This window comes from Modestobacter sp. SSW1-42, assembly GCF_046635825.1.
Lineage (GTDB): Bacteria > Actinomycetota > Actinomycetes > Mycobacteriales > Geodermatophilaceae > Modestobacter.
Map to the genome: position 1 here is coordinate 442948 of NZ_JBISCA010000004.1, position 19317 is coordinate 462264.

At 75.9% G+C, this 19317-nt stretch carries 18 protein-coding genes, 1 tRNA gene and 1 riboswitch; of the genes, 13 read left to right on the plus strand and 6 right to left on the minus strand.

The window, feature by feature from the left end; all coding sequences use genetic code 11:
- Window positions 1–70: 70 nt before the first annotated feature.
- Window positions 71–1570, minus strand: coding sequence for a S1C family serine protease (locus ACGBYP_RS16415; protein WP_411585812.1), 1500 nt, complete (start codon window positions 1568–1570; stop codon window positions 71–73).
- Window positions 1571–1800: 230 nt separating this feature from the next.
- Between ACGBYP_RS16415 and ACGBYP_RS16420 the strand changes: the two genes are divergently transcribed.
- Entirely contained in the window at window positions 1801–2445 is a 645-nt protein-coding gene (locus ACGBYP_RS16420) for a hypothetical protein (protein WP_411585814.1), read from the plus strand.
- 41 nt (window positions 2446–2486) lie between these two features.
- On the opposite strand, the gene ACGBYP_RS16425 is transcribed toward ACGBYP_RS16420, so the two are convergent.
- Window positions 2487–3353, minus strand: a complete 867-nt coding sequence (locus tag ACGBYP_RS16425; RefSeq protein WP_411585816.1) for an NAD(P)-dependent oxidoreductase — start codon at window positions 3351–3353, stop codon at window positions 2487–2489.
- 78 nt (window positions 3354–3431) lie between these two features.
- Here ACGBYP_RS16425 and ACGBYP_RS16430 point away from each other — a divergent pair.
- From ACGBYP_RS16430 to ACGBYP_RS16445, 4 genes are all read left to right on the plus strand, one after another.
- Window positions 3432–3506: transfer RNA gene (locus ACGBYP_RS16430), tRNA-Thr, on the plus strand.
- A gap of 55 nt (window positions 3507–3561) precedes the next feature.
- Window positions 3562–4530 carry a Gfo/Idh/MocA family protein gene (locus ACGBYP_RS16435; protein WP_411585818.1) on the plus strand — a complete coding sequence of 323 codons (969 nt, stop codon included), beginning with the start codon at window positions 3562–3564 and terminating at the stop codon, window positions 4528–4530.
- Window positions 4527–5333, plus strand: coding sequence for an LLM class flavin-dependent oxidoreductase (locus ACGBYP_RS16440; protein ID WP_411585819.1), 807 nt, complete (start codon window positions 4527–4529; stop codon window positions 5331–5333). Before ACGBYP_RS16435 ends, ACGBYP_RS16440 begins: the two co-directional genes overlap by 4 nt.
- A gap of 82 nt (window positions 5334–5415) precedes the next feature.
- The gene (locus ACGBYP_RS16445; protein ID WP_163611292.1) at window positions 5416–5631 is read left to right on the plus strand and encodes a dodecin; all 216 of its coding nucleotides are present in this window, start codon (window positions 5416–5418) and stop codon (window positions 5629–5631) included.
- A gap of 81 nt (window positions 5632–5712) precedes the next feature.
- Here ACGBYP_RS16445 and ACGBYP_RS16450 read toward each other — a convergent pair whose 3' ends face one another.
- From ACGBYP_RS16450 to ACGBYP_RS16460, 3 genes are all read right to left on the minus strand, one after another.
- Entirely contained in the window at window positions 5713–6123 is a 411-nt protein-coding gene (locus ACGBYP_RS16450; protein WP_411585821.1) for a Rieske (2Fe-2S) protein, read from the minus strand.
- A gap of 84 nt (window positions 6124–6207) precedes the next feature.
- The gene (locus ACGBYP_RS16455) at window positions 6208–6606 is read right to left on the minus strand and encodes a DUF5313 family protein (RefSeq protein ID WP_411585823.1); all 399 of its coding nucleotides are present in this window, start codon (window positions 6604–6606) and stop codon (window positions 6208–6210) included.
- Window positions 6607–6649: 43 nt separating this feature from the next.
- Window positions 6650–8305: a Na+/H+ antiporter gene (locus ACGBYP_RS16460; RefSeq protein WP_411585825.1), complete on the minus strand. Its 1656-nt coding sequence runs from the start codon at window positions 8303–8305 to the stop codon at window positions 6650–6652.
- A 141-nt stretch (window positions 8306–8446) separates the two neighbouring features.
- Between ACGBYP_RS16460 and ACGBYP_RS16465 the strand changes: the two genes are divergently transcribed.
- The 6 genes from ACGBYP_RS16465 to ACGBYP_RS16490 all read left to right on the plus strand — a co-directional run bounded on the left by ACGBYP_RS16465 (window position 8447) and on the right by ACGBYP_RS16490 (window position 16251).
- On the plus strand, window positions 8447–9448 hold the full coding sequence (locus ACGBYP_RS16465; protein ID WP_411585826.1) for an SDR family oxidoreductase: 1002 nt from the start codon (window positions 8447–8449) through the stop codon (window positions 9446–9448).
- 38 nt (window positions 9449–9486) lie between these two features.
- Window positions 9487–10401 (plus strand): EamA family transporter RarD, encoded by a 915-nt coding sequence (gene rarD, locus ACGBYP_RS16470; protein WP_411585827.1) that lies wholly within the window; start codon window positions 9487–9489, stop codon window positions 10399–10401.
- Window positions 10402–10593: 192 nt separating this feature from the next.
- The gene (locus tag ACGBYP_RS16475; RefSeq protein WP_411585829.1) at window positions 10594–10887 is read left to right on the plus strand and encodes a DUF3263 domain-containing protein; all 294 of its coding nucleotides are present in this window, start codon (window positions 10594–10596) and stop codon (window positions 10885–10887) included.
- Between the two features lie 113 nt (window positions 10888–11000).
- A complete protein-coding gene (locus ACGBYP_RS16480) occupies window positions 11001–12446 on the plus strand; it encodes a LytR C-terminal domain-containing protein (RefSeq protein ID WP_411585830.1) in 1446 nt (481 codons plus the stop codon).
- Window positions 12447–12499: 53 nt separating this feature from the next.
- Window positions 12500–15361: an alpha/beta fold hydrolase gene (locus ACGBYP_RS16485; RefSeq protein ID WP_411585832.1), complete on the plus strand. Its 2862-nt coding sequence runs from the start codon at window positions 12500–12502 to the stop codon at window positions 15359–15361.
- Entirely contained in the window at window positions 15358–16251 is an 894-nt protein-coding gene (locus tag ACGBYP_RS16490) for an ABC transporter permease (RefSeq protein WP_411585834.1), read from the plus strand. The genes ACGBYP_RS16485 and ACGBYP_RS16490 overlap by 4 nt, the downstream gene beginning before the upstream one ends.
- Window positions 16252–16354: 103 nt before the next feature.
- Here ACGBYP_RS16490 and ACGBYP_RS16495 read toward each other — a convergent pair whose 3' ends face one another.
- On the minus strand, window positions 16355–17176 hold the full coding sequence (locus ACGBYP_RS16495; RefSeq protein WP_411585836.1) for an HAD family hydrolase: 822 nt from the start codon (window positions 17174–17176) through the stop codon (window positions 16355–16357).
- A 59-nt stretch (window positions 17177–17235) separates the two neighbouring features.
- A riboswitch (SAM riboswitch) is annotated at window positions 17236–17361 on the plus strand.
- Window positions 17362–17373: 12 nt separating this feature from the next.
- Between ACGBYP_RS16495 and thrC the strand changes: the two genes are divergently transcribed.
- Both thrC and ACGBYP_RS16505 read left to right on the plus strand, forming a co-directional pair.
- Window positions 17374–18675, plus strand: coding sequence for a threonine synthase (gene thrC / locus ACGBYP_RS16500; RefSeq protein ID WP_411585838.1), 1302 nt, complete (start codon window positions 17374–17376; stop codon window positions 18673–18675).
- 192 nt (window positions 18676–18867) lie between these two features.
- Window positions 18868–19068 carry a cold-shock protein gene (locus ACGBYP_RS16505; protein WP_411585839.1) on the plus strand — a complete coding sequence of 67 codons (201 nt, stop codon included), beginning with the start codon at window positions 18868–18870 and terminating at the stop codon, window positions 19066–19068.
- Window positions 19069–19317 lie beyond the last annotated feature (249 nt).

Here is a 19317-nt window from a genome sequence, read left to right on the forward strand (position 1 = left end):
CGCCCCCCCCGCCCCCGGGGCCGGGTCCCGCCCCGAGCGTGCGAGGGGTGGGGGGCAACGGGGTCCTTGCTCAGTCGGTGGCGGCGTCGAGGGTGACGTCGACCGTGGTGCTGCTCCCGCCACGGCGAACGGTCAGGGTGACCGTGTCGCCGGGGCTGGAGCTGCGGACGGCGGCGGTCAGCTCGGTGGAGGTGGTGACCACCCGGTCGTCGACCGCGGTGATGACGTCGCCCACCTGCAGGCCGGCGTCCGCGGCCGGGGACCCGTCCGAGACCGAGGCCAGTTGCGCGCCGCTGCCCACGGCCGAACCGGCGGACGACGCGGTGCTCGCGCTGACCCCGAGCAGGGCGTGGCTGGCCGAGCCGGTGTCGATGATCTCCTGGGCGATCCGCTGGGCGCTGTTGGCCGGGATGGCGAAGCCGACGCCGATGTTGCCGCCCTGGCCGGAGTCCTGGCCGGTGCCGGAGGCGACCGTGGCGATCGCGGTGTTGATGCCGACCACCTCGCCGGCGCCGTTGACCAGCGCGCCACCGGAGTTGCCCGGGTTGATGGCCGCGTCGGTCTGGAGCGCGTCGATCACCGTGCTGTCGTCCTGCGTCGAGCCGGTCTGCACCGCGCGGTTGGTGGCGCTGATGATGCCGTCGGTGACCGTGTTGGACAGCCCCAGCGGCGCCCCGATGGCCACCGCCGCGTCGCCGACCTGCACCGCGTCGGAGTCGGCGAACGTGGCCGGCGTGAGCCCGGAGGCGTCGGTCAGCTTCACCACGGCCAGGTCGGACGTCGGGTCGGTGCCGACCACGGTGGCGTCGTAGAGCGTGCCGTCGGCGGTGCGCACCTGCACGGCCACCTGGTCGGTGGTGCTGTCCAGCGAGACGACGTGGTTGTTGGTCACCACGTAGCCGTCGGCGGTCATGATGACGCCGGACCCCGAGCCCGACCCGGAGCCGGAGCTGACGTAGATGGTCACCACGCTGGGCGAGGCCTTGCCGGCCGCCGCGGTGGCGGTGGTGGCCGTCTCCGGGTCGTTGATGACGACGGTCTGCGCGCTCGGCGCCGCGGCGGTGCCCAGGGCTCCATCGTCGCTGAGGGCCACGACGCCGGCGCCCACCCCGCCGCCGACGAGCGCGCCCGCGGCGACCAGGCCGATCGCCCCGAGCCGCCACCGGCCGCCGCGGGCCGGCTTCGCCGGTGCGGGGGCGGCGGGGGAGAAGGCCGGCGGGAGGCCGCCGGGCTGGGTGGTCGCCTGGTGGTAGCCGGGGGTGCCGTAGCCGGCCGGCGGCCAGGGCTGCGCGGCCGCCGGGGTGGCGAACTGCTGGGGGTGCTGGCCGGGGTGCCCCTGCTGCGGCGCGCCGCCGGTCGGCGGGAACTGCTGCGTGGGGGCCTGCGCGCCGTACGGGGCCTGGGCCCCGTACGGGTTGCCCTCGGGGCGGTACGTGGCCGGGGCGTCGTAGGTGGGGCGGCCGTCGTGCGTGGGCCCGCCGTCCGGTCGCGGTGCCCACGCGGAGCTGCCCCCGGCGTGCGGGTCCGTGCCGTGCCCCTGCTCGTCGGCCGGGCGGTTGTGCTCACTCACGGGTCGTCCCTCCCACTCACCGCAGGACCTCCCTGCCGTGCTGCGTCCACTGTGGGTCCCGGGACTGGTCCGGAACTGGTGGTGCGCTGTGAGTTCCCTGGACGCGCGCGCTCATGCCCGGCGTGTCGACGCGCGTGCGGAGGGTGATCTTGCCCCGTCCTGGGCAGGGACGGCCAGCTGCGGGGGGAACCGCCCCGCCGCGCCTGCCGTCCCGACCCCTGGAGGCCCCGGTGCCCGTGCGCCCGCTCCTCGCCCGTTGCGGGCTCACCCTGCTGGTGCTCCTCGGTGCGGTGCTGGCCGCGGCCGGCGGGGTCTCGCTCGGCGGCGACGGCCTGGTGGCCGTTGCGCTCGCCGCCGTGGTCGCGGCCAGCATCGGTGCCGGGGTCGCCCGGGAGAGCGACGCCCCGGACCCACGCCGTGCGGCACTCGACGCCGCGTGGCGCGCCGCCGTCGGCACCGTCGCGGCCCTGCTGCTGCTCAGCGGGGGTGTCGTGCTCGCCGGGGGCGCGGTCACCGCGCTGACGGTGGCGGCGGTGCTCGGGGTGCTGCTCGCCCGGTGGGCGCTGCGCTCGGCCCGGGCCGAACGGCAGGCCGTGGTGACCGGGACGTCGCTCGCCGGTGACGGGCGCTGGGTCCGGGGGCTGTCGGTGCAGGACCTGGGACGTGAGTGGGTGCGCAGCTCGGCCGAGCTGGCCCGGGCCCGGGACCCGTTCACCCGGCAGGGGCTGGTCCGCCGCCGGCAGGAGGCGCTCGACGAGCTCGAGCGGCGTGACCCGGCCGGCTTCGTGCGCTGGCTCGAGGGTGGCGCGACGGTCGACAGCGACCCGGCCGAGTACGTCTCCGGCGACCCCGCCGCAGGATCCGAGACCGCCTGAGCCCGGGAGCCGCCCAGCCGCGCGGGCCGGGCGGCCGGGCGTCAGTCGCGCAGCTCGAGCCCGACGATGAGCGCGCTCAGGTCGACCGCGCCCGGGTCGGGCAGCCGGTCGATCGCCAGCTGCATCGTCTCGACCGCGGCCGCGTCGAACCGGTCGGAGACCCCGGCGGTCCTCAGCGCGGCCTGGATCAGCACGGCGTCCTTGGTGGCCCCGGTCAGCCCGAAGCTCACCGGGTGCTCGCCGGTGATCATGTTCTTCGCCTTCATCTTCGCGTAGGGGGTGTCCATCGGGCCGCTGTCGACCGCGTCGAGGAACAGCTGCGGGTCCAGCCCCAGCCCGCGGGCCAGCGCGACCGACTGGGCGGTGCCCACGCTGATCGACACCAGCCAGGCGTTGCAGGCCATCTTCAGCCGGCTGCCGGCGCCCGCCTCGCCGGCCCACACCGTCTTGCGGCCCAGCGCGTCGAACACCGGGGCGAGCGCCGTGCGCTGCTCCTCCGGGCCGGAGGCCAGCATCACCAGCTGGCCCTGCTCGGCGGGGGCCTTCGTGCCCAGCACCGGGCAGTCGACGAGCACGAGGCCCAGCTCGCGGGCGACCTCGGCGACCCGCTCGATGCCCTCGACGCCCACGGTGGACGTCTGCAGCCACACCGTGCCGGCCGGGACGTCGGCCTGTCGGACCACCTCGATCGCCGAGTCGGCGTCGAACAGCATGGTGAGGACGACGTCGGCGCCGGCGACGGCCTCCGCGGCGGTGCCGAAGGCCTCCGCGCCGGTGTCGGTCAGCGCGGCGGCCTTGCTGCCGTCGCGGTTCCACATCCGCACCGGGATGCCCTCACGCCGCAGCGACCGGACCATCCCGGCGCCCATAGTCCCCGTGCCCAGGACCGCCACCGTCGAGTTGCTCATGCCCTGATCCTCACCCGGACACCGGGAGGCGGCAGCCCGGGCCCTCCCCGGCCGGTAACCTGCTGTGCAGTCCGACCCGCCCCATTAGCTCAGTGGTAGAGCACCCGCCTTGTAAGCGGAAGGTCGTCCGTTCAATCCGGACATGGGGCTCCACCCGCGGCCCCGGCGCAGGGCAGGATGTTCCCGTGCAGAACCCGGCCGCCCGCTGATGCCCGCGCCCACGACCCGCTGGGGCGTGCTCGGCACCGCCGGCATCGCCCGGTCCCGCTTCCTCCCCGCGCTGGCCGAGGCCGGGGGCGAGGCGGTGGTCGTGGGCAGCCGGGACGGCGTCCGGGCCGCCGACTTCGCGCAGGCGCACGGTGCCGCCCGCGGCGTCGCCGGCTACGAGGCGGTGCTCGCCGACCCGGCCGTGCAGGCGGTCTACGTGCCGCTGCCCAACCCGCTGCACGCCGAGTGGGCGGTCGCGGCGCTGGAGGCCGGCAAGGCGGTGCTCTGCGAGAAGCCGCTGTGCGTCGACGCCGACCAGGCCCGCCGGGTGCTGGCGGTGGCCGGGCGGGCCGCGCTGCCGCTGTGGGAGGCGTTCGTCTTCCCCTTCACCGACCAGCACCGGCGGCTGGTCGAGCTGCTGGCCGAGGGCGCGATCGGCGAGCTGCGGGAGATCTCCGGCGCGTTCCACTTCCTGCTCCGCCGCACCGAGGACATCCGGCTGTCCGCCGCCACGGCCGGCGGCGCGCTGGCCGACGTCGGCTGCTACCCGCTGCGGCTGGCCGCCGAGCTCTTCGACGCCCCGGCGCTCACCGCCGCGGCGTCCGCCGTGCGCGGCGCCGAGGTCGAGACCGAGCTCGCCGCCCTGGTCGGCTACCCCGACGACCGGCGGCTGCTGCTGTCCTGCGGCTTCCGGCGCGGCGCGGACACCACGACGGTGCTCAGCGGCACCGAGGGCACGATCCGCCTCGAGGACCCGTACCACCCGCGTCCGGGCAGCACCCTCGAGCTGCGTCGTCCGGGGGCGGGGGCCGTGGTCGAGCGGCCCACCCGCGACCAGCACTCGTTCACCGCGGCCCTGCGCCACGTCGGGGCCGTCCTGGCCGGGGTGGAGGCGCCGCGGCACACGGCGCTGGACTCCTCGCTGCCGGTCGCCGAGGCGATGGACCTCGTGCGGGCGGCGGCACGATGAGCCGGCGCGGGCTGTTCCTGCCGCCGTTCGACGCGCTGGCCGACCCGGTGCTGCTCGCCGACCTCGCGGTGGAGGCCGAGGAGGCCGGCTGGGACGGCGTCTTCCTGTGGGACCACCTGCTGTACGCCGCGCCGGTCACCGAGATCGCCGATCCGTGGACCTGCTGCGCCGCGATCGCCGTGCGCACCACGCGGCTGCAGTTCGGCCCGATGGTGACGCCGCTGACCCGGCGGCGTCCCCAGGTGCTGGCCCGGCAGGCGGCCACCCTCGACCGGCTGTCCGGCGGGCGGCTGGTGCTCGGCTTCGGCCTCGGCGACGACGGCGGGGTGGGGGAGCTGTCCCGCTTCGGCGAGGAGCTCGACGCCCGGGTCCGCGCCGCGCGGCTGGACGAGGGGCTCGGGCTGCTGCGCCGGCTGCTGGCCGGGGAGCAGGTCGACCACGACGGCGAGCACCTCACCGCCCGCGACGTCCGCTTCCTCCCGGCGGCGACCCGGCCCGGCGGGATCCCGTTCTGGATCGGTGGCCGCTGGCCCAACGCAGCACCGCTGCGCCGAGCCGCCCGGCACGACGGCGCCTTCGTCATCTCACTGTCCGGCCCCGGCGACCTGGCCGGGGTGCGGCAGACGGTCGCCGACGCCCGGGGCGGTGACCTGACCGGCTTCGACGTCGTGGTCGAGCTGCCCGCTGACGCCGACCCGGCCCCGTGGGAGGCCGCCGGCGCCACCTGGGTGCTGACCCGGCTGGGCCCCTACCGGCTCGACGTCGACGAGGTGCGCCGGGTCGTCCGGAGCGGCCCGCGCTGACCGCAGGCCGGGCGGGCAGCCGCCCGGTGTGCCAGGGTCGGGCAGTCGCCGCCCGCCGGGCGGCAATCGAGGAGGAGGACCGATGAGCGACCACGTGTACCGGCTGAGCGAGATCGTCGGCAGCTCCACCACCAGCGTCGACGACGCCATCCGCACCGCCGTGAAGAAGGCGTCGGAGACCGTCCGCCACATCGAGTGGTTCCAGACCAGCGAGATCCGCGGCCAGGTCGTCGACGGCGACGTCGCCCACTTCCAGGTCACCATGAAGATCGGCTTCCGGGTCGAGGACGGCGAGTAGCTGGAGGCCCCCTGCCCCCCACCGCTCGCGAGCTCGCGGCGGGCCCCTGCAGAGGGGCCGACGGGACCGGGACGGGGGCCGTCAGGCCAGGAGGACGTCGGCGCCGGAGACGGTGACCGCGAAGGGGGCCAGCGGTTCGACGGCCGGCCCCTGCAGCACGTCGCCGGTGGCCAGGTCGAACGCCGACCCGTGGCAGGGGCAGACCAGGGCGCCGTCCTCTCCGGCCCGCACCGTGCAGCCCTGGTGCGGGCAGGTGGCGTCGTAGCCGACGACGGTGCCGGCGGTCGGCTGGGCGATCAGCACCCGGCGTCCGTCGACCGCCAGCTGGTACGCCCCGCCGACCGGGACGTCGGCCAGGGCGGCGATGCGGCCGCCGGGTGCCACGCCGTCCACCTCGGGGACGGGGATGCCGCCGCAGGCACTCAGCGCCACGGCCCCGAGCCCGGCACCCCCGGCGACGAGCAGCGACCGGCGGGAGAGGCAGGGGTCCATGCCGGCATGGTCCCAGGGAGGCAGGCCCCCCTCGTCGGGCCCCGGCGCGAGCCTGCGAGTGACGGGCGGCGAGGGGGTCCTTCGTCAGTCGAAGCTGCCGGCTCCGTCGGAGCGGTAGCGGGCGTGGCGCTCGATGCGGTCGCGCTCGGCGCGCTGGGCCCGGCGGTGCGCCGTCGTCCCGGGCGGCCAGCCGGCCTTGACCGCGCGGTGCTCGGTCGTCTCGGTCATGTAGGCCAGCGAGAAGAGCAGGCCGATGACCAGCCCGCCGCCGGCCGCGGTGGCCCGGATGCCGAAGGGCACCGGCGGGACCAGCAGGCAGAGCAGCACGACCGGGGCGAGCTGGGCCAGCGCACGGCCCAGGTGCCGCAGCACCCAGCTGCGCCGCGTGGTGTCGTCGAGCACCCAGTCCGACAGCGAGCGGGGCAGCCCACCGCCGTAGGCGTACCACAGCCACTGGGCCGGGTTGGGTCGTCCAGCGTGCACACAGCCACGGTAGGCGCCGCAGCGGCCGCGCGTCGGGGACGGCTCAGAGCCGGGTGGTCCAGCTGTGCGCGCTGGCCGCCTCCTCGTAGTCCAGCTCCTGCAGGACGCCGCGCACGACCTCGTCGTCGACGGTGCCGCGGTCGCGTTCGGCCATGAGCGCGCGGCGCTGGGCCTGCACGACCTGCTGGCGCAGGTGCCGGAAACCCTCGGCCCGCCGGCGGCCGCGCTGCTGCTCCTCCTCCTGGTCGGCCCGGACGGTCTGCGCCATCGTCCGGGTGCGCGCCTGGAGCGGGCCGCGGATGCGCTGCTCCCACTGGTCGGCCCGCTCGTCGCCGACCTTGGGCCGGGCCTGCGCGATGAGCTCCTCGGCGCGCTGCAGGGCGGCGGCGGTGGTGCGCTCCTGCAGCCGCAGCTCGCTCTCGGCGTCCCGCTGGTCCTGGTCGGGGTCGCGGACGGCCAGCCGCCGGATCAGCGCCGGCAGGGTGAGGCCCTGCAGCAGCAGGGTGCCGATCGTGACCGCGTAGGCCAGGAACTGCACGGCGCCGCGGTCGGCGAACGGGGCGCCGTTGACCTCCTCGGGCAGGGCCGCGGCGACCGCGAGGGTGACCACGCCGCGCATGCCGGTCCAGGAGATCACCGCCTGGTAGGTCCACGGCGGCCGGGCGGGGGAGACCCAGTGCCCGCCGGGCACCGGCCGGGGCGTGCGGCGGACCAGCTCGAGCCCGAAGACGAACACCGCCCGGACGACGATGACGGTGGCCAGCACCACCGCGGCCGCCACCAGCAGCTGGCCGGTGGAGCGCTCGGAGTCGGCGACCTCGCCCACCACCGCGCGCAGCTGCAGCCCGATCAGCGCGAACACCACCGCCTGGAGCAGCAGGTCCAGCGACGACCACAGCGGCCCCTCCTGCAGCCGGGTGGCGTAACCGGCCTCGGGGCCGCGGTGGCCCAGGTAGAGGCCGGCGGCGACGACGGCCAGGACGCCGGAGCCGGACAGCTCCTCGGCCAGCAGGTAGGCGGCGAAGGGCACGATCAGCCCGAGCACCGACTCCACCACCGGGTCGTCCAGGCGCATCCGGACGACGTGCACGACCACGCCCAGGACCAGGCCGAGCCCCACGCCCACGCCCACGGCCAGCCCGAAGGTGCCCGCCGCGGACCCCCAGTCCAGCCCGAGCAGCCCGCCGCCGGCGCCGAACACCGCGGCCAGGGCCACCTTGTAGAAGGTCAGGGCCGCCGCGTCGTTGATGAGGCTCTCCCCCGACAGCACGGTCATCATCGGCCGGGGGAGCCCCAGCCGGCGGCCGACCGCCGCGGCCGAGACCGCGTCCGGCGGCGCGACGATCGCGCCGAGCACCAGGGCGACCGGCATCGGCAGCCCGGGCACCACCAGCCGCGCGAGCAGGGCCACGACCACCGCGGTCACGAACACCAGCACCACGCCCAGCTGCACGATCGGGTGCAGCAGCGAGCGGAAACCGGCGTAGCTGACGCCCAGCGCCGCCGAGTAGAGCAGCGGCGGCAGGACGAGGGCCAGCAGCAGCTCGCCGTCGATGGCGAACTCCGGCACCCCCGGGACGAAGCTGGCAGCCAGGCCGACGACGACCAGCAGGAGCGGGGCCTGCCACCCCATCCGCCGGGCCAGTGCGGTCACCGCCACCGCGGCGAGCGCCAGTCCCAGCAGTTCCGCTCCGTGCACGCGCCACCCCTCACGACCCTCCACCCCGCGGTCGCGGGTCGGAGCTGTGTGGTGCCCATGTTTGCTGCCCACCGCCGACCGAGCAGAACGGGGGCCGGGAACGGCCCAGGGCGGGCCGCCTGCGGAAGAGGTGGATGTCACGTGAGCGGTCAGGTCGTCGTCGTCACCGGGGCCAGCGGCGGGATCGGCCGGGCCACCGCGGTGGCCTTCGCCCGCCGGGGCGACCGGGTCGCCCTGCTGGCCCGGGGGGAGAAGGGCCTGGACGCCGCCGCCGCCGAGGTGCGGGCGGCCGGGGGGACGGCGCTGGTCGTGCCGGTCGACGTCGCCGACGCCACGGCGGTCGACGCCGCCGCCGAGCGGGTGGAGGCCGAGCTCGGCCCGATCGACGTCTGGGTCAACGTCGCGTTCACGGCCGTCTTCGCCCCGTTCGCCGACATCACCGCCGCCGAGTACGCCCGGGTCACCGAGGTCACCTACCTGGGCGTCGTCCACGGCACCATGGCCGCGCTGGCGCGCATGCGGCCGCGCGACCGCGGCGTCATCGTGCAGACCGGCTCGGCGCTGGGCCGCCGGGGCGTGCCGCTGCAGAGCGCCTACTGCGGGGCCAAGCACGCGGTGAAGGGCTTCACCGAGGCGCTGCACACCGAGCTGAAGGGCCAGGGCAGCGGCGTGCACGTCACCCGGGTCGACCTGCCCGGCGTGAACACCCCGCAGTTCGACTGGGTGCTGAACAAGATGCCGAAGAAGCCGCAGCCGGTGGCGCCCATCTACGCGCCGGAGCTGATGGCCGCAGCGCTCGTGCACGCCGCCGAGCACCCGACCCGGCGGGCGTGGTGGGTGGGCCTGCCCACGGTCTACACGGTGCTGGGCAACGAGGTCTGGCCGCAGTTCATGGACTGGTACCTGGCCCGCACCGGCAAGGACGGCCAGCTCACCGGGGCCGACGCGAGCCCCGACGACCCGTCGAACCTGTGGGAGCCGGCCGACGGGCCCGACGGGCGCGACTTCGGCGCCGAGGGCCGGTTCAGCGACCAGCAGTGGACCCGCGACCCGCAGATTTGGGCCAGCCGGCACCACGGCGTCCTCGCCGCGGCCGGTGCGGCCGGGCTCGCCGGGCTGGCGGTGCTGCGCCGCCGGCGCTGACGCGCGGGCACCCGGGACGGCGCGCGTACGGTGCGCCGGTGGACGAACGACGCACCGGGGTGCTGGCGGGCCTGTCGGCCTACCTGCTGTGGGGCCTGTTCCCGCTGTACTTCCCGCTGCTGGAGCCCGCCGCCGGCCTGGAGATCGTGGCCCACCGGATCGTGTGGTCGCTGCTGTTCGTCGGCCTGCTGCTGACCGTGCGGCGGGGCTGGTCGCAGGTGCGGGCCGCCGTCGCCGACCGGCGCACCCGGCTGGTGCTCAGCGCCGCGTCGCTGCTGATCGTCGTCAACTGGACCGTCTACGTCTACGCGGTGAACGCCGGGCACGTGGTCGAGAGCTCGCTGGGGTACTTCGTCCAGCCGCTGTTCAGCGTCCTGCTCGGGGTCGTGGTCTTCGGCGAGCGGCTGCGGCGGCTGCAGTGGGTGGCGGTCGGCCTGGCCGCGGTGGCCGTGGTCGTGCTCACCGTCGACTACGGCCACCCGCCGTGGATCGCGCTGGCGCTGGCCGGCTCCTTCGGTCTCTACGGCCTGATGAAGAAGCTCGTGCGGGTCGACGCCGTGCCCGGCCTGTTCGTCGAGACGGCGGTGGCGTTCCTGCCGGCGCTCGCGGTGATCGCCGTGCTGCAGGCCCGGGGCTCGGCCGCCTTCGCCCACGAGGGCGCCGGCAACGCGCTGCTGATGGCCTTCGCCGGGGTGGCCACGGCGGTCCCGCTGCTGCTCTTCGCGGCTGCGGCCCGCCGGATCCCGCTGTCGACGGTGGGCCTGCTGCAGTACGTCAACCCGCTCATCCAGCTGGCCATCGGGGTCTTCGTGTTCAGCGAGCCGATGCCCCCGGCCCGGGTGGTCGGCTTCGCCGTCGTCTGGCTGGCCCTGGTCGTCTTCTCCGCCGACAGCCTGCGGCAGGCCCGCAGCACCCGGCGCGCGGCGGCGGACACCGTCCCGGCCGCGGCCTGACGCGCGCTCCGGTGCCCCGGACCGTCGGTGCGGCGACTACCGTCGAGGGTGCCGGCTTCCCCACGGCGCCGCCTCGTCGCGCACGCCCCGGCACCCACCCACCGGAGGCACCCCATGAGCAGCGAACCCGCGCCGGGCGTCCCGTCGCCGGCCGCTCCCGACCCCGCGACGGCACCGGTAGCCGGTGCTGCTGTGACGGATGGGGCGCCCGGGGACGACACGCGAGCCGGTCTGTCGGCCCGTGACCGCGCCGTCCTGGCCTTCGAGCGGCAGTGGTGGCGCTTCGCCGGGGCCAAGGAGGCGGCCATCCGGGAGACCTTCGGGATGTCGGCGACCCGCTACTACCAGGTGCTCAACGCCCTGATCGACCGTCCGGAGGCCCTCGTGGCCGACCCGCTGCTGGTGCGCCGGCTGCGCCGGATGCGGGCCGCGCGGCAGCGGCAGCGCTCCGATCGGGTCCTGGGCAGCGACCGCGGACGGGACTAGCCTCTCTCACCGTGGGGAGGCATCTCGATCCGGTCGGTGACGGCAGCTCGTCCAGCGAGCCTGCGGGCACGGGTCGCCCCCACGACCCTCGTCCGCGCACCGCTCCGGACGCCGTGCTGAACCCGCACCTGCGCGACGCCGACCTGCGCGGTGCCGCGGCGCCCCGGACGCCCGGTGCGGACGTGCTCGGCGCCTCCCGCCCGAGCCGCGCCGAGCGCCGCCGCGACGGCCTGCTGCCACAGAGCGAGGACCCGCTGCTGCGCCGGCCCAGCGGCCCGCCGCCGGGCGGTGGCCGCCGCCGCTCCGACGCCGGCCCCCTGACCCCCGCCCGGGACACCGGCCCGGTGCTCGCCGGCCGCGACGCCGGCCCCGCCGCCGGGTCGGCACCGGCCCCGCGAGCGGTGCCGCCCGTCTCCGGGCCGATGACCGCCGCCACGCCGGCCTCCACCGTGCCGCCGCGGGCCTCCGCCCGTCCGGTGCCACCGCGACCGACGCCCGCGGCCGGCCCCGCCGCGCGGCGTCCGGACGGCGACCGGCCCGAGCCCACCACGGTGCCGCCGCGACCCTCCGGGGCGAGCGCCTGGTCCGCCGCCCCGGCGACCCCCGACGTGACCCAGCGCGTCTCCGGCGCGGCCCCGGCCGAGTCGGCCTGGGGTGCGATGGCCGCCGAGGCGCCGGTGGCGGCCCCCCGGTCGGCCCCGCCCCGCTCCCCGCAGATCGCCCCGCGCGCCGCCGACCGCGCGGCCCCGGCCGGGTCCGCTGCGCCGGCCCGTCCGCTGGTCGATCGTCCGGCCGCCGATCGCCCCGGCGCCGAGCGCCGGGACGACGAGCGGATGCGCACCGACGAGACCGCCCTCGTGTCGGTCGTGGACGGCGAGTCCCCGGCCCGCCGCCCCGTCGACGTCCCCGTGGGTGGCCGCGCCGCCGCCCGGCTCGAGCGGCAGGCCGCCGAGGCCGCCGCGCGCAAGGCCGGCGGACGGCGCACCGCCCCCCCGGCGGCGCCCGCCGGCGGGCGTGGTCCCGGCCGCGAGGACGACGCCGCTGCGCCGGGCGCCCCGCGCCGGGCCGTGCAGGGCGTGCTCGCCGTGGTCGTCGTCGCCCTGGTCGTGCTCGGCGTCTGGTCGTTCACCTCGCCCCGCACCTCCGAGATCGCCGCGCAGACGCCGGTGACGTCGGCGCCCGCGCTGTCGGCCCTGCCGCCGCCGCCCCTGCCGTCGCTGGCCCCGGTCACCACCGAGGCGCCGGTGCCGCCGGCGCCGGTCAAGGCCCCGATCACCGTCCTCAACAGCACGAACATCACCGGGCTGGCCGCCCGGATCGGCGACGCGTTCACCGCCGGCGGCTGGGAGGTGCTCGACACCGGCGCCTACCCCGGTGACGACATCGCTGCCACGACCGTCTTCTTCACCGCGGGCGACACCGAGCAGCAGCAGGCCGCCCTGCAGCTGGTCGAGCAGTTCGGTGCCGACGTCACCGGGCCGGTCGAGCGCTTCTTCGACGTCGAGGGCGTGGCCGACCCCGGCATCGTCGTCGTCGCCACCGGGAACTGGAAGCCCTGAACCGGCTGCCCGCCGGCCGGAACGCCGGCGGGGTGTCGTGCGTTGCGCGGTGCGTGCGCACCGCTCCCGGGCCGGCGCGGATCGGCTCGCGCCCCGGCGCCCGGCCGGTGCCGTCCGCCCTGCTCGCCCTCCTGCTCCTGCTCCCCGTCCTCTCCGCCGTGCTCGTCGGCACGGCGCCGCCGGCCCGGGCCGCCGAGGACGTGACCACCGAGGACGCCCGGGTGCCCTCCGGCTCGGGCGCCGACGCCGTCGAGCTCGACACCACGCTCTACCGGCCGGCCTCGGCCACCGCCGGCACGCCGGCCCCGGCGGTCCTGCTGGCCCACGGGTTCGGCGGCAGCAAGGCCTCCGTGGACGCCGACGCCCGCGACCTCGCCGGCCGCGGCTACGTCGTCCTGGCCTGGTCGGCCCGCGGCTTCGGCGCCAGCACCGGGCAGATCGGGCTCGACGACCCGCGCTACGAGGTCGCCGACGTCAGCACGCTGATCGACCTGCTCGCCGCCCGGGACGACATCGTCCGCGACGCCCCCGGCGACCCGCGGGTGGGCGTGGCCGGCGGCTCCTACGGCGGGGCGCTCTCGCTGCTGGCCGCCGCCTACGACGACCGGGTCGACGCGATCGCCCCGCAGATCACCTGGAACTCCCTCACCAGCGCGTTCTTCCCCGACCAGGCCGCCGAGGTCACCGGCGCCGGCACCCCGGCCGCCACCCCCGGCACCGACGACGCCGGGGTGTTCAAGCGGCTGTGGGCCGGCCTGTTCTTCGGCGTCGGCTCGGTGCCCACCGGTGACGGCCTGCTCGGCGGGCCGGCCGGTGGCGGGGGCAGCGCGGCCGCCGTCCCGGACCTGTCCGGCGTCGACCCCCAGGCGCTCACCTGCGGCCGCTTCCGGGCCGACGTCTGCGCCGCGTACCAGTCGGCGGCGTCCACCGGCACGCTCACCCCGGAGATCGCCGCCGTCCTCGACCGCAGCAGCCCGGCCGGCGTGCTCGACCGGATCACCGCGCCCACCCTGCTCGTGCAGGGCACCCAGGACTCGCTGTTCGGGCTCGGCCAGGCCGACGCCAACGCCCGCGGGATCGCCGCCAACGGCACCGACGTCCGGGTGGTCTGGTACGCCGGGGGCCACGACAGCCCGGCGTCGGCGGGTGTCACCGCCGACCTGCGCGACGAGGTCGCCGGCTGGTTCGACCGGTACCTGCGCGACTCCGGCACCGGCACCGGCGGGGGCTTCAGCTACCCCGCACCCACCGGCCTGGGCTCGGGCATCGGCCAGGTGCAGGGCGGCGCGCAGACCGTCTCCGCCCCCGCCTACCCCGGCCTGGACGGCGGCGACCCGGTGCAGCGCCAGGACGTCGCGGTGAGCGGCCCGACCCAGCCGGTGGTCACCCCCGCCGGCGGCAGCCCCGCCGCGCTGACGATCGTGCCGGGCCTGGGCTCGGTCAGCTCCGCCCTCGGCGGCACGACGCTGGAGATCCCCGGCCAGTACGCCGCCTTCGACAGCGAGCCGCTGACCACCGCGCTCGACGTGGTCGGCGCCTCGACGGTGCGGCTGGCCGTGTCCGCCCCCGGTGGCACCGCGACGATGTTCGCCAAGCTCTACGACGTCGGCCCCGACGGCGCGACGACGCTGCCCGGCGGGCTGGTGGCGCCGCTGGCGCTGACCGGGGTGTCCACCGACCCCGCCGCGCCCACCGAGGTCGCGGTCACCCTGCCGGCGATCGTGCACCGCTTCGAGGTCGGCCACACGCTGCGCGTGCTGGTCTCCAGCACCGACCAGGCGTTCTCCCTGCCCGCCCAGCCGTCGGTCGCCTCCGTGGCGCTGGCCGACGGGACGACGCTGTCGGTGCCCGAGGTCCCCGGGTCGGTGCAGGCCGCCGCCGGGGCCACCCGCTGGTGGGTGCTGCTCGGTGCCGTCGTCCTGCTCGGGCTGCTCGGCTGGCTGGCCGCCGTCCTGCTCGGCCGCCGCCGGGCCCGCCGGCTGTCGGTGGTCGAGCCCGACGGCGAGGACGTGCCGCTGCGCTTCGAGCACGTGAGCAAGGCCTACAAGGACGGCTTCGTCGCCGTGCGGGACCTGTCCTTCGAGGTGCGCCGCGGCCAGGTGCTCGGGCTGCTCGGGCCCAACGGCGCGGGCAAGACCACGTCGCTGCGCATGTTGATGGGGCTGATCCGGCCCACCGAGGGGCGCATCTCGATCTTCGGCCACGCCGCCGGCCCCGGCGCCCCGGTGCTGTCCCGGCTGGGCTCCTTCGTCGAGGGCACCGGGCTGCAGCCGCACCTGTCCGGCCGCGACAACCTCACGCTCTACTGGGCCGCCACCGGCCGGCCGCTGGCCGACGCGCACATGGAGGAGGCCATCGAGGTCGCCGGCCTGGGCAAGGCGCTGGACAAGCGGGTGCGCAGCTACAGCCAGGGCATGCGGCAGCGGGTGGCCATCGCCCAGGCGATGCTCGGCCTGCCCGACCTGCTGGTGCTCGACGAGCCGACCAACGGCCTCGACCCGCCGCAGATCCACGCCATGCGCGAGGTCCTGCAGTCCTACGCCCGCACCGGCCGCACCGTCATCGTCTCCAGCCACCTGCTCAGCGAGATCGAGCAGACCTGCAGCCACGTGGTCGTGATGGCCAAGGGGCAGAAGATCGTGCAGGGCACCGTCGAGGAGATCATCGGCGCCGGTGGCTCGGTCCTGGTCGGGCTGGCCGACCCCGCCGACACCGACCGGGCCGTCGCGCTGCTCGAGGGGCTGCCGGGGGCCGGGCAGGTGGAGCGGACGAGCGAGGGGCTGGTGGTCGACCTCGGCCCGACCGGCCGCGCCACCGCCCTGACCGCGCTGGTCGGGGCGGGCATCGCCGTCGACCAGCTCACCCCGCGCCGCCGGCTCGAGGACGCGTTCCTGTCACTGGTGGGGGAGTCATGAGCCACGCATCAAGGGCCGAAGTCGCGACTTCGGCCCCCCAGGCCTCCGGGGCGGCCGCCGGTTTCCGACCCGAGCGCACCCTCCGGCTGGGGGTCGAGCTGCGCCGGCAGTTCAAGCGCCGCCGGACCATCGGGGTGTTCGCGCTGATGGCCGCGCTGCCGCTGATCCTGATCGGCGCGCTGGCCCTGGGCGGTGCCGAGGAGGCCGAGGAGAACGCCCGGGTCAACCTGGTCGACGTCGCGACCGCGAGCGGGCTGAACCTGACCCTGTTCACCCTCTTCGCCACCAGCGGGTTCTTCCTGGTCGTGGTGTTCGCGCTGTTCTTCGGCGACACCGTGGCCAGCGAGGCGTCCTGGGGGTCGCTGCGCTACGCGCTGGCCACCCCGGTGCCGCGGGCCCGGCTGCTGCGGCAGAAGTGGCTGGCCGCGCTGGTCATGTCGGTCGGCGCGATGCTGACGCTGGTCCTCGTCGCCCTGGTCGCCGGCGGCATCGCCTACGGCTTCGATGCCGTCCAGACCCCGGTCGGCGTCGCGCTCGACCAGCGGACCGGGCTGGTGCGGTTGGCCGGGATGGTCGGCTTCCTCGTCGTCCACCTGCTGATCGTCGGGACGCTGGCGTTCTGGATCTCGACCCTCACCGACGCCCCGCTGGCGGCGGTCGGCGGCGCGGTGTTCACCACCGTGGTGTTCGCGGTGCTCGAGGCGGTGGAGCAGCTCGGCGCCATCCGTGACTGGTTCCCGACGGCGTTCGGGTTCGCCTGGACCGACCTGCTGCAGACCCCGGTCGACTCCGGCGACCTGTTCCGCGGCGTCGTCCAGGGGCTGGCGTGGTCGGCGCTGTTCACCGCCCTCGCCTTCCGCCACTTCGCCCGCAAGGACGTCACGAGCTGATGCACAGACGGTGATCAGGTCACCTGATCACCGTCTGTCCTACCTCACCAGCGTTGGTGCGGTAGGACAGTCTCTGATCAGGTGACCTGATCCAACTCCGGGGTCAGAGCGAGGCGCGGACGGCCTGGGCCCAGCCCTCGCCCATGTGCGCCTCGGTCACCGAGACGTTGGCCAGGGCGGCGATCCGCTCGGCCATGCCGCGTACCGCGGCCCCGTTGGCGGTGATGAACAGCCGCCCCACCGCGGCGGCCATCTCCAGGTCGCTGACGCTGTCGCCCACCGCGACGGCGTCCTCGGCGGTGAGCCCGCGGCGGGCGAGGTCCCAGCGGATCGCCTCGCCCTTGCTGATCCCGCGCGGCATCAGGTGGTAGACGTGCGGCGGCAGCGCCCCGTCGGCCAGGGTCATGTCCGGGGTGACCGGCACCTCGCCGTTGTCGTTCATCGTCAGCCAGCCCCAGCCGCGCTCGGCCAGCCAGGCGTCGACCGCCGCGGCGTCCACCCGTCCGCGCAGCAGCGCGTCGGCGGAGTGGGTGGCGTGCCAGGGCGCGTGCCACTCGACCCGGCCCGGGTGGTCGGCCATCAGCTCCTCGACGACGCCGAGCTCGGCCAGCACGTCGACCGGCTCGCGGCCGGCGTACTGCTCCGGCAGGGCACCGGTGAGCAGCCGGCTGCGCGTGCCGCCGTCCCAGGTGACCAGCGAGCCCAGCTCGGCGATCGCGCCGTCGGCGGCGAAGACCCGGGCGGTCTCCATCAGCTGGGTGGCGGTGCGGCCGCTGACCAGCACGAGCGGGACGCCGGACCGGTGCAGCTGCAGCAGCGCGTCGGCCGCCGCGGAGGTCCACCCACCGCCCGCCGCCGTCCAGAAGGACCCGTGCGGGCCCACCATCGTGCCGTCGAGATCGGTGTAGACGATGCGGGTGGCCACCGGCCCATCCTGTCGGTGCCGAGGACCGGCGGTGGGCGCGGGTAGAGTCCGTGTCGTTCCACTCATCCAGAGGGGCAGAGGGACACGGCCCGATGAAGCCCCGGCAACCGCCGTCGCACTCCCGCGACGGAAGGTGCCAATTCCGTCTCGCGCGGCTCGACGGCCCGGCGCGGGGAAGATGAGGAGGTAGTCGTCGCATGACCATGACCGCTCCCGGCTCCGCCCAGGCTGACGTCACCGAGGGTGGGCCGGTCCCGCCGAACCCCGCCCGCGGGCTCGTCTGTCGCAACTGTGGCGCCACCTTCGGCCTGATCGCCGAGCACGCCTGCGCCGAGTGCTTCGGCCCGCTCGAGGTCGACTACGACAAGGACCTCATGCGGGCGGTCACCCGCCAGCAGATCGAGGCCGGCCCGCAGAACATCTGGCGCTACGTGGCGCTGCTGCCGGTGGGCCACAACCCCGCCGACCGGGTCACCCTCGACCCGGGCATGACGCCGCTCGTGCAGGCCGACCGGCTCGCCGCCGAGCTCGGCCTCACCGGCGGGCTGTGGGTCAAGGACGACTCGGCCAACCCCACGCACTCCTTCAAGGACCGGGTGGTCAGCCTGGCCGCCACAGCCGCGAAGACCTTCGGCTACGCCAAGATCGCCTGCGCCTCGACCGGCAACCTGGCCAACTCGGTGGCCGCGCACGCCGCCCGGATGGGGCTCCCCTCGTTCGTGTTCGTGCCCAGCGACCTCGAGCCCGGGAAGATCACCCAGTCCGCGGTCTACGGGCAGGCGCTGGTCGCCGTCGACGGCAACTACGACGACGTCAACCGGCTGACCAGCGAGCTCGCCGAGACCGACGAGTTCGAGGACACCGCCTTCGTCAACCAGAACGTCCGGCCGTACTACGCCGAGGGCTCGAAGACGATGGGCTACGAGATCGCCGAGCAGCTGGGCTGGCGCATCCCGGCCCAGGTGGTCATCCCGATGGCGTCGGGCTCGCTGCTGACCAAGGTCGACAAGGCCTGGCGCGAGCTGGTCGCCGCCGGCATCGTCGAGGACACCGAGTGGAAGATCTTCGGCGCCCAGTCGGCCGGCTGCGACCCGATCGCCACCGCGTTCGACAACGGCTGGGACGTCGTGAAGCCGGTCAAGCCCACCGGGATCGCCAAGTCGCTGAACATCGGCAACCCCGCCGACGGCCCCTACGCGCTGGACGCCATCCGGCGCACCGGCGGCTCGGTCGGCCGGGTCGGTGACGCCGAGATCATCGCCGGCATCCGCGACCTGGCCCGCACCACCGGGGTCTTCGCCGAGACCGCCGGCGGCGTCACCGTCGCGGTGCTGCGCCAGCTGGTCGAGCGCGGCCTGCTCGACCCGGCGCAGGAGACCGTCGTCCTCAACACCGGCGAGGGCCTCAAGACCCTCGACCCGCTGCTGCCGGTGATCGGCCCGTCCCACCACGTGCAGCCCTCGCTGAAGTCGCTGCGCGAGGCCGGCCTCATCTCCTGAACGGCCGGCTCCTCCGGTCGTGGGCGAGTACCACGACCGGAGGAGTCGCGCGGCAGCAGGGTGACCTCGGACACCCTGCTGCTGTACCGTTCCGCGCGGTCAGCGTCCGACGTTCGTGATCACGGGCGGAAGCGCGACACCCGGCCCCGCGACTCCAAGGGGCCGTCCGCACGCACGAACGTGGGAGCACACGTGGCACAGGGCACCGTCAAGTGGTTCAACGCCGAGAAGGGCTTCGGCTTCATCGCCGTCGACGGCGGTCAGGACGTCTTCGTCCACTACTCGTCGATCCAGATGGACGGGTACAAGAGCCTCGAGGAGGGCCAGCGGGTCAGCTTCGAGGTCGTCCAGGGCGCGAAGGGTCCGCAGGCCGACGCCGTCCAGGCCGTCTGACCGCTGCCCCGCCACGAGGCCCGGTCCCCGCTCGGGGACCGGGCCTCGCTGCGTCCCAGGACCCCCCGTTCTTGCACTCGCCGGGGTCGAGTGCCAGACTTTGCACTGGCACTCGGAGCACCCGAGTGCCAACCAGGTCGGAACGGTGAGGTACCGGAACGTGGGCCGCAGGAGCGTCCACGGCGCCGGTGCCGTCCGTCGCGGGCGCCGGACCCGGCCGTGCAGCGATCCACGCTCGGAGGACATCAC

What these genes read in the sequence shown, in the direction of transcription:
- ACGBYP_RS16425 (WP_411585816.1), bottom strand. Translation starts at nt 3,353, where the DNA reads ATGAGCAACTCGACGGTGGCGGTCCTGGGCACGGGGACTATGGGCGCC.
- ACGBYP_RS16435 (WP_411585818.1), top strand. Translation starts at nt 3,562, where the DNA reads ATGCCCGCGCCCACGACCCGCTGGGGCGTGCTCGGCACCGCCGGCATC.
- ACGBYP_RS16440 (WP_411585819.1), top strand. Translation starts at nt 4,527, where the DNA reads ATGAGCCGGCGCGGGCTGTTCCTGCCGCCGTTCGACGCGCTGGCCGAC.
- ACGBYP_RS16445 (WP_163611292.1), top strand. Translation starts at nt 5,416, where the DNA reads ATGAGCGACCACGTGTACCGGCTGAGCGAGATCGTCGGCAGCTCCACC.
- ACGBYP_RS16450 (WP_411585821.1), bottom strand. Translation starts at nt 6,123, where the DNA reads ATGGACCCCTGCCTCTCCCGCCGGTCGCTGCTCGTCGCCGGGGGTGCC.
- ACGBYP_RS16490 (WP_411585834.1), top strand. Translation starts at nt 15,358, where the DNA reads ATGAGCCACGCATCAAGGGCCGAAGTCGCGACTTCGGCCCCCCAGGCC.
- thrC (WP_411585838.1), top strand. Translation starts at nt 17,374, where the DNA reads ATGACCATGACCGCTCCCGGCTCCGCCCAGGCTGACGTCACCGAGGGT.